A 15269-nucleotide genomic window follows, 5' to 3' on the forward strand; every position below is an offset into this window, starting at 1 on the left:
ATGACTGCGCACGCAAGCCTCAAGCTCTCGACGCTCTGAAGGGGTAAGAAAACCGGGGCGGATCATGAGCCTAACTGAACCGTTTTCACGCATGACGTCAACTCATCAAAACTCGGAAGTTCGATGACGCTAAGTATAAACACATAAGATCGGCCAGGAGACAAAATCATGAAAACCAAGCTAAGCCGTTTTGAAACCGAAGAAAACCACTGATCAAAAGGGCGAAAAAGATCTTGCTGCTTTCATTGCGCGCAACTTTGCGCAATATCTGGAGGTCACAACGCATGAATCATCTTGGGAGGGGCGCTCATGGGCTGGATGGCAGACGAAACAGGCTTGGAAAAGACAGCCGCCAACTACGTGCCATTGACACCGCTGTCACATTTGCGCCGGGCGGCTCAGGTTTTTGCAGATGTCGACGCTGTGGTTTATGGCGACCATCGCAAGACCTATGCGGAATACTATGCCCGCTGCACCCGGCTGGCCTCTGCACTCAGCAAGCTGGGCGTTGCCCCCGGGGACGTTGTCGCCACGTTGATCCCGAACCTCCCCGCCCAAGCCGAGGCCCATTTTGGCGTGCCCGCCTGCGGCGGTGTGTTGAACACGATCAACACCCGGCTGGATGTCAGCACAGTGGCCTATATCTTTGATCACGGCGCTGCCAAAGTCGCGCTGGTGGACAGCCAATTCCTGGAACTGGCCGAGGCCGCAAAAACGCTCTGTGACGGGGAAGGTCCTTTGATTGTTGAGATCCCGGACCCGGCTGCGGGCTACCCGGCGTCCGGCAAGCACCCGGTCTATGAAGATATGCTGGCAGACGGGGCAGATGATTTTGAATGGATCATGCCCGAAGACGAATGGGAAAGCCTGGCTCTGAACTACACCTCCGGCACCACCGGCCGTCCCAAAGGCGTGGTCTACCACCATCGCGGTGCCTACCTGATGACCATGGGCACTGTTATTTCCTGGCAGATGGTCATGCGGCCCAAGTACCTCGCCATCGTGCCCCTGTTTCACTGCAACGGCTGGAACCACACCTGGATGATGCCTGTGCTTGGTGGCACTTTGGTCTGTTGTCGCGATATCACCGCACCGGCGATTTATGATGCCATAGCCGATGAAGGGGTGACCCATTTTGGCGGCGCGCCGATTGTGCTCAATATGATTGTCAACGCCCCAGAGACGCAGCGCCGCGCGTTTGAACACACGGTCGAGGTCTTTACCGCGGGCGCGCCCCCTGCTCCGGCGACATTGGAAAAAATCGAAGCGCTCGGATTTCATGTGACGCAAGTCTACGGTTTGACCGAAACATACGGGCATGTCACCGAATGCCTGTGGAACGGCGCAGCCTGGGATGACCTGGACCAACAAGAGCGCGCCGCAATCAAGGCCCGGCAAGGTGTGGCATTTCCGATGATGGAGCACATCACGGTGATGGACAGCGACATGACGCAAATTGATCGCAACGGTCAGGATCAGGGCGAAATTGTCATGCGGGGCAATTCGGTGATGAAAGGCTATCTGAAAAATCCGGAGGCCACGGCAGAGGCGTTTTCGGGCGGTTATTTCCATTCCGGTGATATCGCCGTGCAGCATCCCGACGGGTATATTCAGATCTCGGATCGGGCCAAAGACATCATCATTTCCGGTGGAGAGAATATCTCATCTGTCGAAGTCGAAGGGGTGCTGATGGCCCACCCGGCGGTCAATCTCGCGGCGGTGGTCGCAAAGCCCGATGACAAATGGGGCGAAGTGCCCTGTGCCTTCATCGAGTTGAAGGACGGCACCAGCGTCGAAGCCGAGGCCCTGATCGCGTTCAGCCGTGAAACGCTGGCAGGGTTCAAAGCCCCGAAACACGTGGTGTTTCAAGAGCTGCCCAAAACCTCCACCGGCAAAATCCAGAAGTTCGAGCTGCGGAAAATTGCGGCGGACCTGTAAGTCTGCCACCATCCAAGCGGTGGCGGGCGACACGCTCTGGATGATCGCGGCAACGAAAGGGAATTGCTGCGGTCATCGTGACCATGCTATTTGCGGCATAGAACACAGGCTCAGAGGCAACAACGCAACATGACAGCATTGCGGGAGTATCAACGGCTGGAGGCCGCGGCCTTATGGCGGCCGGGTCGCGATGCTCAGCGACGCGATGTGATCATTTCCATCGGCGATGCGACCATGACAATCGCCGATATGAATGACCGCCCGCTGGCGCATTGGTCTCTGGCTGCGCTGGAGCGTCAAAATCCCGGCGAGTACCCTGCCCTGTTCCATCCTCATGGCGACCCTGATGAAACACTGGAGATCGGGGAAGACGAAACCGCGATGCTCGAGGCGATCAACCGGCTGCAAACGGCCCTGTCCCGCGCCCGGGCACGCCCCGGACGGCTGCGATCCATCATTCTGGTTGCCTTGCTGACCATCATGGGTGGCCTCGGGGTGTTTTGGCTGCCGGATGCCCTGTTGCGGCACACGGTGAATGTGGTCCCAGACATCAAACGTAAGGCGCTGGGACAGGCGCTTTTGGGTCGGATCGAACGCGTGGCAGGCCAGGCCTGCAACACCCGCGAAACCACAGCGATCCTGACCCGCATGGCTGAACGGTTGGACGTGCGCCAGATCGTCGTGCTGCGCAGCGGTGTGGCCACCAGCCTCTATTTGCCCGGCGATATCGTGTTGCTGAACCGCAGTTTTGTCGAAGACTACGAAGATCCCGCAGTGGCTGCCGGAGCGGTGATCGCCGAGCGCGCCCGCGCCAACCAAAGCGATCCGCTCGCCGAGCTGCTGGACGCCGGTGGGATCCAGGCGAGCTTTCGGATGCTCACCACCGGTCAGATCACACGCGAGACCCTGGACCAGTTCAGTGAAACCAACGTCAGCGCACCGCGCCCGGCTGTTGACCAGGATCTGTTGCTGGCTGAATTCGCGCAGACCGCCGTACCGTCCACCCCCTATGCCTATGCGCTTGACGTAACGGGCGAGACGACCCTTGGCCTGATCGAGGCCGACCCGATGGCAGGGCGCGCCTTGAACCCGGTGCTGAATGATCGTGATTGGGTGCAGCTACAGAATATCTGTGGCTGAAGAGCCCAGTTGAGCATCCGACTGAATATCTGATGCGGATGGGGTATCGCCCGCGATGGCCACGACACCGTCAACGCCAATTCTTCAACACATGATAACCTTCAATACATGATAACACTGGGACCCGCCGAGCCAGGCCCGTTCAACCAGTCACCAATGCCCGTAGGCCCGCGTGCTAATCCTTGCGAAGGATGGCGCCACTGAAACCAGCAGCCCGCACTGTCCTCAGCGCCGATTGTGAGGCAGTCACATCCTGGAAAGGTCCAACAAGAACAACGCGATGCGGATGTCCATTGCGGGTCACGGTCCCGAGGCGCGTAGGCAATCCTCGCTCGGCAAGGCGCTGCACCGCCAGTTCCGCCGCGGTGCCATCCGCAAATGTCGCAGCCCGGATATAACGAGGCTCTGATACTGTGGCGGCGGGGGCCGAACGGGTCGACAGCTGGCTCACCACTGCCTCCTGCCCCTTAGCTTGGTCTTGGGCTTGGTCCTGATAGCGGTTCCGTGCGATGGGCTCTGACGGAGGCAGCACAACAGCGCCTCTGTCAGTATCCACGACATTGACATCGCGCCTACCGGACAGGCGGCGCACTTCACCGAGGGACATTTCTGCGCGGCGTGGGTTCAGACGACCGTCCTGCCAAACCCGGCGATAGCCCTCTGGCACCGACAAATCCTGGCTTTGCAGCCGTGTCTCATAGACATGTTTCGGCATCACCCGTGTGGCGTCATCAAAGCCACCAGCTGACCGCCGATTGCCGAAGCCGCCCTGCTGCGGCCCGCAGCGCACGTTGGCGCCTTGATTGATGTAGCGTGCGCTCAGTTCTGACGCCCCCTGACAGGGCGCGCGCCGGTTCTGCGACAGGATCGTCAGGGGTTGCGCGGAGGGGCGATAGGCGTCGTCGTAAGACGCTGGTACGCGCCGCAATGGCGCAACAGCCGACTTGGCACCGCCCGCTGCGACGCTGCGGCGCGGTTTCGTGGTGGTCACCACGGCTGGCGCGGTGGGTTGCGCCGCCGCCGTAAGGTCTGCGGCACCGCTTGTCTGACCCGTCTGGCCTGTCTGACTTGTCTGCGGTGCTGCCGCATCGGCCCCCGGCAGCGTGATAATCTCTACATCCTGGGCCAACTCGACCGAGGCGGACGGCGCTTCTGCCTGCGGTTGCTCACCAGCCCCATCAGCACCGGACCCAGCAATCAATGTCGGCTCAAAACCGCAGAGCTGCTGGCGACTGCGGCTGACGCGAGGCACCCAGGTGACATTGCCATCAATGCCCGCACGGATATACACGCACCCGCGGCTATCGACATATTGCTTGCCGGTGAATGACGCTGGGGGAAACTCCGCTGGCGGCTCTGCCGTGCGCACGTCTTGTGCCCAGACCGTGCTCGGCCCACCTGCCGAAAGCGCCGCTGCCGTTATCAACACACCTGCAATAATTCTGGTAAGCATTCGCAGACCGCCCCACAAGATATAGGCAAAAGATGCCTCAAAAGAGCAGATGAGTAAAGCGCGCAATCCCGATTTTCTGAGACATCACAACGAGATCCACAGCGGCTGTCACACCCCGTTCAATTCGAACGCGCCTGGGCCAGCCATTAGCAACACAAGGGGCGCCGCAACACGCGACGCCCCATTTTGTTTTTCATCCCGCACCCCCAATAGGGTGCTGAACAGCCGCGTTATTTTGTGCCGAACATCCGGTCCCCGGCATCGCCGAGACCAGGCAGGATGTATCCTTTATCATTCAACTCGCGATCCAGAGATGCCGTGACAATCGGCACATCCGGATGCAGATCCTTCATCCGGGCAACACCTTCGGGCGAGGCCAGCAGGCACAGGAAGCGGATGTCGTTGGCACCAGCCTCTTTCAGCAGGTCAATCGCTGCAGCAGAGCTGTTGCCGGTTGCCAGCATCGGGTCAACGGCGATGACCATACGGTCTTTCAGGCCTTCAGGCGCCTTGAAGTAATACTGAACCGGCTGCAGGGTCTCTTCGTCGCGGTACAAGCCCACAAATCCAACCCGGGCGGAGGGGATCAACTCCAGCACGCCATCAAGCATGCCGTTGCCCGCGCGCAGGATGGAGACCAACGCCAGTTTCTTGCCCGCCAGGATCGGGGCTTCCATTTCCTCCATCGGGGTGTCGATGGTGGTGGTTGTCAGCGGCATCTCGCGGGTGATTTCATAGGCCAGCAGCTGGGTCAGCTCCCGCAAGAGGCGGCGGAACCCTGCGGTCGATGTGCCCTTGTCGCGCATAAGCGTCAGTTTGTGCTGCACCAAAGGATGGTCAACAACGGTCAAGTGATCGGACATGGGACACTCCTTTCAGGAAATTTCAAATGGTCATAGTCCTTGGATGACGCAACTCGCAAGATATTTCCCGGCTTTGGCGTCATCCATTTTGTCAGTTAGGGGATCGCCCGCTACAGCGCTGGCCGCCCCGGCCCCTGTGCAGGGACCCCAAGGTGGGAGGCGACGGTGGCTGCCACATCAGCAAAGTTCAGCGCCCCAAGTGGCCCGGCTGAGCCGCCCTCACCGCCGAGCGCCATGAGAACCGGCACCTGTTCGCGGGTGTGGTCCGTGCCCGGCCAGGACGGGTCATTGCCGTGGTCCGCCGTCAGGACCAGCAGGTCACCCGCCTTCAGTTTCGGCAAGAGTTTGGCCAGCTCTCGGTCGAACCACTCCAACGCACGCGCATAGCCGGATATGTCCCTGCGGTGGCCATATAAGCTGTCAAACTCCACAAAATTTGCAAACGTCAGGCTGCCCTCTTCTGCGGTGTCCACTGCGGAATGAAGATGCTCCATAAGGTGCAGATCCTCTCCCTTTGCCAAGGTGTCGATCCCCTGCATGGAGAAAATGTCCCCGATTTTGCCAATCCCGTGCACCTTCTGTCCCGCGTCCTGGACCCAATTCGTCAGGATCGGCGCCGGTGGAAGGATCGCGAAATCCCGCCGGTTGGTGGTCCGGGAAAATCCTTCTTCGGCAGAGCCGACAAAGGGTCGTGCGATCACGCGTCCGATTTTCATCGCATGCAGATAGGGCGCCACGCGTTCGCACAGGGAAATCAGACGATCGAGCCCAAATGTCTCTTCGTGGGCGGCGATCTGAAACACGCTGTCGGCAGAGGTGTAGCAAATCGGCAGTCCGGTCTGCATATGCTCGGCCCCATGTTCGGCAATGATCGCGGTGCCCGAGGCATGGCAATTGCCCAGAATACCGTCGGTCCCTGCAGCCGCACAGACATGGGCCACCAACTCCGGCGGGAACGCAGGGGTCTCGTCCGGGAAGTATCCCCAGTCCCAGGGCACCGGCAAACCAGCCAGCTCCCAATGGCCAGATGGGGTGTCCTTGCCCGGGCTGAGTTCGCGCGCAGCTCCCCAGTGACCAATCGGCGCAGCCCCATTGGCGCCCAGATTGGGACATGGCACGGCAGACGCTTGTGCGACCGCAGCCCCCAACCCCAGTGCATCAAGTGTCGGCAGATGCAGAGGACCACTGCGGCCCTGCTCGGCCTCACCAGCAGCACAGGCCTGCGCGATATGGGCAAGCGTATTGGCCCCGGTGTCTGGCAAATCACCGTTGAAATACTGCCCCGCGTCTGGTGCGCCGCCGATGCCGACGGAATCCATCACGACAAGAAAGGCCCGGGCCATCAGGAAATCCTCTCATGGATCAGTGGCGGCAACTCTGGCGCGGTCTCGGCAAGCGTGTAGGCCGCGCGCAAACGCGCCTCCGCCTGATCGGCAGATGCCTCATCAGCGGCATGCACAGTGCCAATGACGGTCCCTTCGGCGATCTCTGCCCCCAGTGGTGCGAGATCCGACATCCCGACCGCGGGGGCGACCACATCGCTTTCGACCAAACGGCCACCGCCCAAATGCACCACCGCGAGACCAAGCGCCTCGCCATCAATTGTCGCGACGTAACCGGGCGCCTGCGCCACGATCTGGCGCACAATCGGCGCAGTTGGCAAATCCTGCTCCCAGGTTGTTGCGAAATCAGCGGGACCACCCATGGTCGCGACCATGCGGCAGAACCGGTCGTTGGCCGCGCCACTCGCAATCGCGTCTTTGATTTTCTGAACACCGGCGGCCACGTCCGACACCAAACCGCCGTGCGCCAGCAGGACGCCACCTTGTTGCGCGGTCAATTCTGCAAGTCGGCTGTCAGCGCCGGATTGGCCAGACAGGATGCGCATGATCTCTTTGATTTCCAGCGCATTGCCCAGCGAGGCCGCCAGAGGCTGGTTCATGTCGGTGATCAAGGCAGAGGTCCGGCACCCCGCCGCATTGGCTGTCTCCGTCAAGCTGCGGGCCAGCGCCTCCGCGTCATCGCGGGTTTTCATGAACGCGCCAGAGCCCAGTTTGACATCAAGAACCAACGCATCGGTGCCAGCCGCCAGTTTCTTGGACAGGATAGATGCAGTGATCAGATCGAGGCTTTCAACAGTCCCGGTCACATCGCGGATCGCATAGAGCCGTTTGTCCGCAGGTGCGATCTGTGATGTGGCACCAACAATGGCGCAGCCCACATCTCGCATCATGGCGTGCAGCTGTTCTTCTGAGACACTCACGCTGACGCCGGGAATGGCTTCCATCTTGTCCAATGTGCCGCCGGTATGACCCAGGCCGCGGCCGGAAATCATCGGAACATAGGCACCACAGGCTGCCAACGCTGGGGCCAACAGCAAGGACACGCAATCGCCGACACCGCCAGTGGAGTGTTTGTCCAATACCGGCCCGTCCAAATCCCACTGCAGCACATCACCGCTGTCGCGCATGGCCAATGTCAGCGCCCGTCGTGCATCCACCGACAGCCCCTGCAGGCAGACCGCCATGGCAAAGGCACCGGCCTGGGCATCGCTCACTTGCTGGTTGGCAAGGCCCTCGGCAAACCACTGCATCTCCGCATCACTGGGTGCTTGGCCCTGTCGCAGCCCTGCGATGATTGCACGCGCATCCATGGATCAGCTCCGCTCCATGTGGTCAGCGCCAAACGCACCTGGCAACAACTCGCCAATATTGGTGGTCCGCACCGCGCCATCGGTAGTGGCGAGAGTGACGGGAACATCGGCCGCGCCAAATTCGGCCAGCTTCTGGCGACAACCACCGCACGGGGGAATGGGGCTCGGGCTGTCCGCGATCACAAAGGCCTCGGCAAGCTCTGTTTCGCCTGCCGCAACCATCGCGGCAATCGCACCGGCCTCAGCGCAGGTGCCTTCCGGGTAGGCCACATTTTCCACATTGCAGCCGACATAAATGGCACCGGATTTTGACCGGATGGCTGCCCCGACTTTGAAATTGGAATAAGGGGCGTGTGCGTTTTCACGAACTGCAGTGGCGGCGTCTTTGAGGCTCATAGCGATTCCCTGATTTTTGATCATCTGGTCAAGATATGGGACCGTACCGGAACCCGCTGGCAAAGGTGAATAGGCAACGGGCCATTTTCTTGGGCTCTTGAACGCGTCAGATCAGTTTACGCTTTCCAAACACGCCCCATGCGAGACAGTCTAGCACAGAAGACACCTTTTAGACGACCAGCCCCTGCGCGCCGGACCCTGCGGGATCTTCCGTCGTAATCGGGTGTTCCCCTGTCGCAAATAATAGTTTAGCACTAAACTAAATTCCCTGGACCGCCCGAGGACATGCATTCCGATGACAAAAACGACCAAATCCGACACCCAGACCCTGCGGGAAGCCGCGCTGCATTACCACGCCTACCCAAACCCTGGAAAACTGGAGATCCGCGCCACCAAACCCATGGCAAACGGTCGTGATCTGGCCCGCGCCTATTCACCAGGCGTCGCCGAAGCCTGCATCGAGATCAAAGCAGACCCGGCAGACGCAGCGCGTTACACCTCGCGCGGCAATCTGGTCGCGGTGGTGACAAATGGATCGGCGGTTCTGGGACTGGGCAATATTGGTGCCCTCGCCTCCAAACCGGTGATGGAGGGCAAGGCGGTGCTCTTCAAGAATTTTGCAGGCATTGATTGCTTTGATATCGAATTGGATGAACCCGATCCGGAAAAACTGGCCGAAATCGTCTGCGCGCTGGAGCCGACCTTTGGGGCCATCAACCTCGAAGACATCAAAGCGCCAGACTGTTTCATCGTGGAGAAAATCTGCCGTGAACGTATGAACATTCCGGTCTTCCACGACGACCAGCACGGCACCGCGATCGTGGTTGGCGCTGCGGCGAAAAATGCGCTTCATGTTGCGAACAAGTCGTTTGAGGACATCAAAATCGTCTCCACCGGCGGCGGGGCGGCGGGTATTGCCTGCCTCAACATGTTGGTCAAACTGGGGGTCAAACGAGAGAACATCTGGCTCTGTGATCTGAACGGTCTGGTCTATGAGGGGCGTGTCGAAGACATGAACCCACACAAGGCGGCCTTTGCTCAACCGACGGATCTGCGCACGCTGGACGAGGTGATCGAAGGCGCGGATCTGTTCCTGGGTCTGTCTGGTCCCAATGTCCTGACCCCAGAAATGGTGGCCAAAATGAACGCCCAGCCGATCATCTTTGCGCTGGCCAACCCAAACCCAGAGATCCTGCCCGAAGTGGCCCGCAAAGTGGCCCCGGATGCCATCATCGCAACCGGCCGCAGCGATTTCCCAAATCAGGTCAACAACGTCCTGTGCTTCCCGTTCATCTTCCGCGGTGCGCTGGATGTGGGGGCCACGGAAATCAATGATGCAATGCAGATCGCCTGCGTCGAAGGCATCGCCGAAATGGCCCGCATGACCACATCCGCCGAAGCGGCAGCAGCCTATCAGGGCGAGCAGTTGAATTTCGGCGCGGACTATCTGATCCCAAAGCCGTTTGACCCCCGCCTTGTTGGCGTGGTGTCCTCTGCCGTGGCAAAGGCCGCAATGGAAAGCGGCGTTGCGACCAGACCGATTGAGGATCTGGATGCCTATCGCGCCAAGCTGAACCAGACTGTCTTCAAATCCGCTTTGCTGATGAGGCCCGTGTTTGAATCGGCTAAGGCAGCGGCGCGGCGCATCGTTTTTGCCGAAGGTGAAGACGAACGTGTGCTGCGCACCGCGCAAGGCATTCTGGAGGAAACCACAGAGACCCCCATTCTGATCGGTCGCCCGGATGTGATTGCCAAACGCTGCGAACGGTTGGGGCTGCACATCCGGCCCGGAACGGATTTCCAGATCGTGAACCCGGAAAACGACCCCCGCTACTACGACTATTGGACCAGCTATCACCGCTTGATGCAGCGCGAGGGCGTTACCCCCGATCTGGCGAAGGCAATCATGCGCACGAATTCCACCGCCATTGGCGCAATCATGGTCCATCGCGGCGAAGCTGACAGCCTGATTTGCGGAACCTTTGGCGAATACCGCTGGCATTTGAACTATGTGCAGCAGGTGCTGGGTGGCGGCACCTATGAGCCCCATGGCGCGCTGTCGATGATGATCCTGGAGGATGGTCCGCTGTTCATCGGCGACACCCATGTCCAAATCGAACCTTCCCCTGAGCAGATTGCCCAAACCGTTTTGGGCGCGGCACGGCATGTGCGTCGATTTGGTCTGGAACCGCGCGTTGCGCTGTGTTCGCAATCCCAATTTGGCAACACCACCTGCGATTCAGGTGCACGGCTGCGCGCGGCGTTGAAGATCCTCGACGATAAACCCCGTGATTTTGTCTACGAAGGCGAAATGAACATCGACACCGCGCTGGATCCGGAATTGCGGCTGCGGATCTTCCCCAACTCGCGCATGGATGGCGAAGCAAATGTCCTGATCTTTGCCCATGCCGATGCGGCCAGCGGTGTCCGCAACATCCTGAAAATGCGGGCCAGTGGGCTGGAGGTTGGACCGATCCTGATGGGCATGGGCAACCGGGCCCACATCGTGTCGCCATCGATCACCGCCCGTGGATTGCTGAACATGGCGGCCATCGCGGGCACGCCAGTGGCCCACTACGGCTAACAGCTGCGCGCATAGACAGTACACCGATGCGGCACTGGCGCGGCAGGCACGACGCGTCCGTATCAAAGCCGCAGAATCACGGAGCGGACGGCACAGCGCCGTCCGCTCTGCCATCTGCATCTGTGTGGGGCAAACTTTGCAAACTCAGGTCCGCATTGCCGGGAATTTGCACCATAGGCGGGAGTTTGCAAAAATTTGCAGACCTCCCATAGCAAAAATTGCAAATAATTCCGGTCAACCCGCCTCTGATCGCGCAGGATGCTTGCCCGAAACAGCCTCTTGGTTCTAACTCTGCGCAAGGCTTGAGGAGGAGGAACCATGTCGTATTCAGAGGTCTATGAGAGCTGGAAAGCCGACCCAGAACAGTTTTGGATGACCGCAGCTCAGGCAATCAGCTGGGACCGCGCCCCCACCAAAGCGCTGAGCGACATGGGCGACGGTCTCTATGAATGGTTTGCAGATGCAACCTGCAACACCTGCTACAACGCTGTTGACCGCCACGTCGAGGCAGGCCGCGGTGAACAGACCGCCATCATTTACGACAGCCCAATCACGGACACGAAGCGCGCGATTTCCTACGCCGAGTTGCGCGACAACGTGGCGTCCCTTGCAGGTGCGCTGCGGGCAAAAGGTGTCGAACCCGCAGACTGCGTGCCCGTCGAAGGCAATCACCCCTGCTATATCCTCTACACCTCCGGTACCACCGGGCAGCCCAAAGGGGTGATCCGCCACACGGCAGGCCAATTGGTTGCCCTGCATTGGACGATGAAGAACATCTATAATGTAGATCCGGGCGATGTGTTCTGGGCGGCCTCTGACGTGGGCTGGGTCGTGGGCCACAGCTATATCTGCTACGCCCCTTTGATCCACGGCAACACCACCATCGTGTTCGAAGGCAAACCGGTCGGTACCCCTGATGCTGGCACGTTCTGGCGAGTGATTTCAGAGCACAAGGTCAAGAGCTTCTTCACCGCGCCCACTGCGTTCCGGGCCGTGAAACGCGAAGACCCCAAAGGCGAATTTGTCAAAAAATATGATCTCGACTGCCTGAAGCAGGTCTATCTGGCGGGCGAACGCGCAGACCCGGATACCATTTTGTGGGCACAAGACCAGTTGCAGGTCCCGATTGTGGATCACTGGTGGCAAACGGAAACAGGCTGGTCCATTGCTGCCAATCCGCTCGGGATCGAAGAGCTGGAAACCAAATTGGGATCGCCTGCCGTGCCAATGCCCGGCTATGAGGTCGATATCCTCGACGAAGGGGGCAACCCTGTTCCCGCTGGCCAATTGGGCGCAATCGCTGTGAAACTGCCCCTGCCCCCAGGCACATTGCCGACGCTGTGGAACGCAGAGGAGCGGTTCAAGAAAAGCTACCTGACGACGTTCCCCGGCTATTATGAAACAGGTGATGCCGGCATGAAGGATGAGGATGGCTACCTCTATATAATGGCCCGCACCGATGACGTGATCAATGTGGCGGGCCACCGTCTGTCCACAGGCGCGATGGAAGAGGTGCTCGCAGGCCATCCCGATGTTGCTGAATGCGCTGTGATCGGGGTGGCTGACAGTCTCAAGGGGCAGATGCCTTTGGGCTTTCTCTGCCTGAATGCGGGCTGCGACACCCCGCATGATGAAATCATCGCACAAGTGGTAAAGCTGGTGCGGGAAAAAATTGGTCCTGTCGCGGCCTTCAAACTGGCCTGCGTGGTGGACCGGTTGCCCAAAACCCGATCAGGCAAGATCCTGCGCGGCACGATGGTCAACATCGCAGACAGCACCCCCTGGAAAATGCCAGCCACAATTGATGATCCTGCCATCCTGGATGAAATCACCGCGGCGCTGCAGGGACTTGGCTACGCCAAATAGACAACGCGCTGAGCCTCCGCGCCCCGCACCGCTCGGCGCGTCATAACATTCAAACGCCGGAGTCCCAAGCGGGCTCTGGCGTTGTTTGTGTTGGCCAGGGCGTTGGGTTTTGCTTGCAACTTCTCCGGTCGCACCTAACCTGCTTGCAAGACCTTCTGCCTTGGGAGCAAATCTATGACGACACCGGATCTATGGCGGTTGAGCGCGAGCGAATTGGTGCCCCACACCAAGGCAGGGGATGTCACCGTCGAAGACGCCGTTGGCGCCGCACTCTCCCGTATGGAAGCGGTAAATCCGCAGTTGAAAGCAGTCGTCATTGATCTGGGCGAGCAGGCCTTAGAGCGCGCCCAAGCGCTGGATGCAGCCCGCCGCAGAGGCGACGCCACCGGGCCGCTGCATGGCGTGCCAGTGACCATCAAAATCAACGTCGATCAGGCGGGGTGCGCCACCTCAAACGGTGTTGTCGCGCTACAAGATCTGATCGCGCCGCAGGACGCCCCGGTTGTGACAAACCTGCAAGCGGCCGGGGCCGTTGTGATCGGGCGCACCAACACGCCAGAATTCTCTTTTCGTGCGGATACCGACAATCCGTTGCATGGGCGCACCCATAACCCCTGGGGCAGACATATTTCACCGGGCGGCTCCTCCGGTGGAGCGGGTGCAGCGGTGATGGCGGGGATCGGCGCGCTGGCCCATGGCAATGATATCGGCGGCTCGCTGCGGTTTCCGGCAGCCGCCAATGGCGCCTTCACGGTCAAACCTGGTCTGGGGCGAGTGCCTGCATGGAACCCCAGCCAGACCGCAGAGCGTGGATTGCTGGCGCAAAGCATGTCGGTTCAGGGGGTGATCACCCGAACAGCCCACGATCTGGCCCTCTCCATGCCCAGCCTGATCGCGCCCGATCCCCGCGATCCATTTCATGTGCCGATGCCCTGGCGTGGCCCGGCAGCAGAGGGCCCGATCAAAGTGGCCATGAGCAAGGAAACATATGGCTATGATCTGCATCCGGAGGTGGACGCCGCTCTGGATGATGCCTGCACCGCGCTGATTGATGCGGGCTATGACGTGCAGCAGGTTGCATTGCCGGATGTGTTCGAGGCTGGCCGCACCGGCTACCGCGCATTGATGGGAGAGGTCTACGCAATGCTGCATGGCGATATCGAACGCGCCGGCTCCCAAACGGTTCGTGATATCTTCGCCGTCTATTTTGAGGAATTCCCACCCTTCGCGGGCGAGGAACTTCTGGCGATGATGGCCAAACGTACCCATTACGCGCGCGAATGGTCGCTGTTCATGCAAGACTATCCGCTGGTTCTGACCCCGTTTTTGCCGCAGCCATTTTTCAAACCGGACCGCGACACCGAAGGTGCCGAGGGCGTACACGAGGTACTTGGCTGTGCCGTCTACTCCTATCTGATGAATTTTATCGGACTTCCTGCAGCCAGTGTTCCGGCACGGTTGGCCCATCTGCCGAAAGGTCCACAACCGATCAATGTTCAGATCGCAGCACCCCGCTGGCGCGAAGATCTGGCAGTCGAGGCCTGCATCGCAATTGAACAACGTATCGGTCCATTCCACCCGTTTCTTTGGGAAAAGATGGCAGCCGACCGCGCCCAGACCTGAGCCCGTCTGGGATCGTCGGTTATGATCTTGGACTGCGGCGGTTCCGGGAAACAGGCGCCCCTGGGATACGGTCTGCGCGGATTTCAAAATCGAAGTCGCGCAAAATTCCGGAGGTGGACCAGCCACCTCCGGTACATTCTGATGTGCCATATCACGGAGCCGACTTGCCCACACACCTCTGGTCATCTCCCCGGCGAGGACACAGACCAACGATCACTCGTACATTGGGGCCTTTGCGACACGCGGCCGTCTCGTGGTGCAGATTATGCCACATCAAAAGACCCGGATGTATGCGAAGCCCTTTTCGACAGGCTCCGGCACAGGCCTTTCACAGGCCGCACACGACATCCGATGATCAGACCGCTTCCTCAAAGCGAAACAAACCGCAGGTTTACCCCGACACCCGCTGGAGTGTCTCGTCCGCAAACGCATGGTTTCTCCACGCGATTGACACAAATGCTTAGCTGCTAAAATAAGGCCAGACGCCATCTCAGTGCAGTTGCTGCCCCGTCAGATGGGGCATTTTGCCCGTTGGCCGCCACCGGTGGTGCTGGCTCTGTTGAGAGGTTCAGAATATCACAAAACATGCGCGCTGTCACTGAAAACAAAAGTCTGTGTCGCTAACAAGCGATATGTCCGGTGTAGGTAACATGCGATCTGTCCGGTTTTATCATGTCTCCGAAAGGAGGCGTTATGAAGCGGACAGAAGTGTTACAGGAAGTTCGACTTATGAAGTTCGAAGACGTGTATTCG

At 59.7% G+C, this 15269-nt stretch carries 10 protein-coding genes; 5 read left to right on the forward strand and 5 right to left on the reverse strand.

Features of this window, described 5'->3' with window-relative positions:
- Positions 1-309 precede the first annotated feature (309 nt).
- Both Q0C28_RS00765 and Q0C28_RS00770 read left to right on the forward strand, forming a co-directional pair.
- A complete protein-coding gene (locus Q0C28_RS00765; RefSeq protein WP_293572742.1) occupies positions 310-1938 on the forward strand; it encodes an AMP-binding protein in 1629 nt (542 codons plus the stop codon).
- A gap of 129 nt (positions 1939-2067) precedes the next feature.
- On the forward strand, positions 2068-3078 hold the full coding sequence (locus Q0C28_RS00770; protein WP_293572743.1) for a hypothetical protein: 1011 nt from the start codon (positions 2068-2070) through the stop codon (positions 3076-3078).
- Between the two features lie 175 nt (positions 3079-3253).
- On the opposite strand, the gene Q0C28_RS00775 is transcribed toward Q0C28_RS00770, so the two are convergent.
- The 5 genes from Q0C28_RS00775 to Q0C28_RS00795 all read right to left on the reverse strand — a co-directional run bounded on the left by Q0C28_RS00775 (position 3254) and on the right by Q0C28_RS00795 (position 8443).
- A complete protein-coding gene (locus Q0C28_RS00775) occupies positions 3254-4531 on the reverse strand; it encodes an SPOR domain-containing protein (RefSeq protein ID WP_293572744.1) in 1278 nt (425 codons plus the stop codon).
- 230 nt (positions 4532-4761) lie between these two features.
- The gene (upp, locus tag Q0C28_RS00780; RefSeq protein ID WP_293572745.1) at positions 4762-5394 is read right to left on the reverse strand and encodes a uracil phosphoribosyltransferase; all 633 of its coding nucleotides are present in this window, start codon (positions 5392-5394) and stop codon (positions 4762-4764) included.
- Positions 5395-5504: 110 nt separating this feature from the next.
- Complete coding sequence (locus Q0C28_RS00785) at positions 5505-6737, reverse strand: phosphopentomutase (protein WP_293572746.1); 1233 nt, start codon at positions 6735-6737, stop codon at positions 5505-5507.
- Positions 6737-8047 (reverse strand): thymidine phosphorylase, encoded by a 1311-nt coding sequence (locus Q0C28_RS00790; protein WP_293572747.1) that lies wholly within the window; start codon positions 8045-8047, stop codon positions 6737-6739. Before Q0C28_RS00790 ends, Q0C28_RS00785 begins: the two co-directional genes overlap by 1 nt.
- A 3-nt stretch (positions 8048-8050) precedes the next feature.
- A complete protein-coding gene (locus Q0C28_RS00795) occupies positions 8051-8443 on the reverse strand; it encodes a cytidine deaminase (RefSeq protein ID WP_293572748.1) in 393 nt (130 codons plus the stop codon).
- A gap of 295 nt (positions 8444-8738) precedes the next feature.
- Here Q0C28_RS00795 and Q0C28_RS00800 point away from each other — a divergent pair, with 295 nt between their 5' ends.
- The 3 genes from Q0C28_RS00800 (at position 8739) to Q0C28_RS00810 (ending at position 14516) form a co-directional block, all read left to right on the forward strand.
- Positions 8739-11027, forward strand: coding sequence for an NADP-dependent malic enzyme (locus Q0C28_RS00800; RefSeq protein WP_293572749.1), 2289 nt, complete (start codon positions 8739-8741; stop codon positions 11025-11027).
- A 318-nt stretch (positions 11028-11345) separates the two neighbouring features.
- A complete protein-coding gene (locus Q0C28_RS00805) occupies positions 11346-12893 on the forward strand; it encodes an AMP-binding protein (protein ID WP_293572750.1) in 1548 nt (515 codons plus the stop codon).
- A gap of 174 nt (positions 12894-13067) precedes the next feature.
- Entirely contained in the window at positions 13068-14516 is a 1449-nt protein-coding gene (locus Q0C28_RS00810; RefSeq protein WP_293572751.1) for an amidase family protein, read from the forward strand.
- Positions 14517-15269 lie beyond the last annotated feature (753 nt).

It is taken from the genome of Phaeobacter sp. (assembly GCF_022825805.1).
Classification (GTDB): Bacteria; Pseudomonadota; Alphaproteobacteria; order Rhodobacterales; family Rhodobacteraceae; genus Phaeobacter.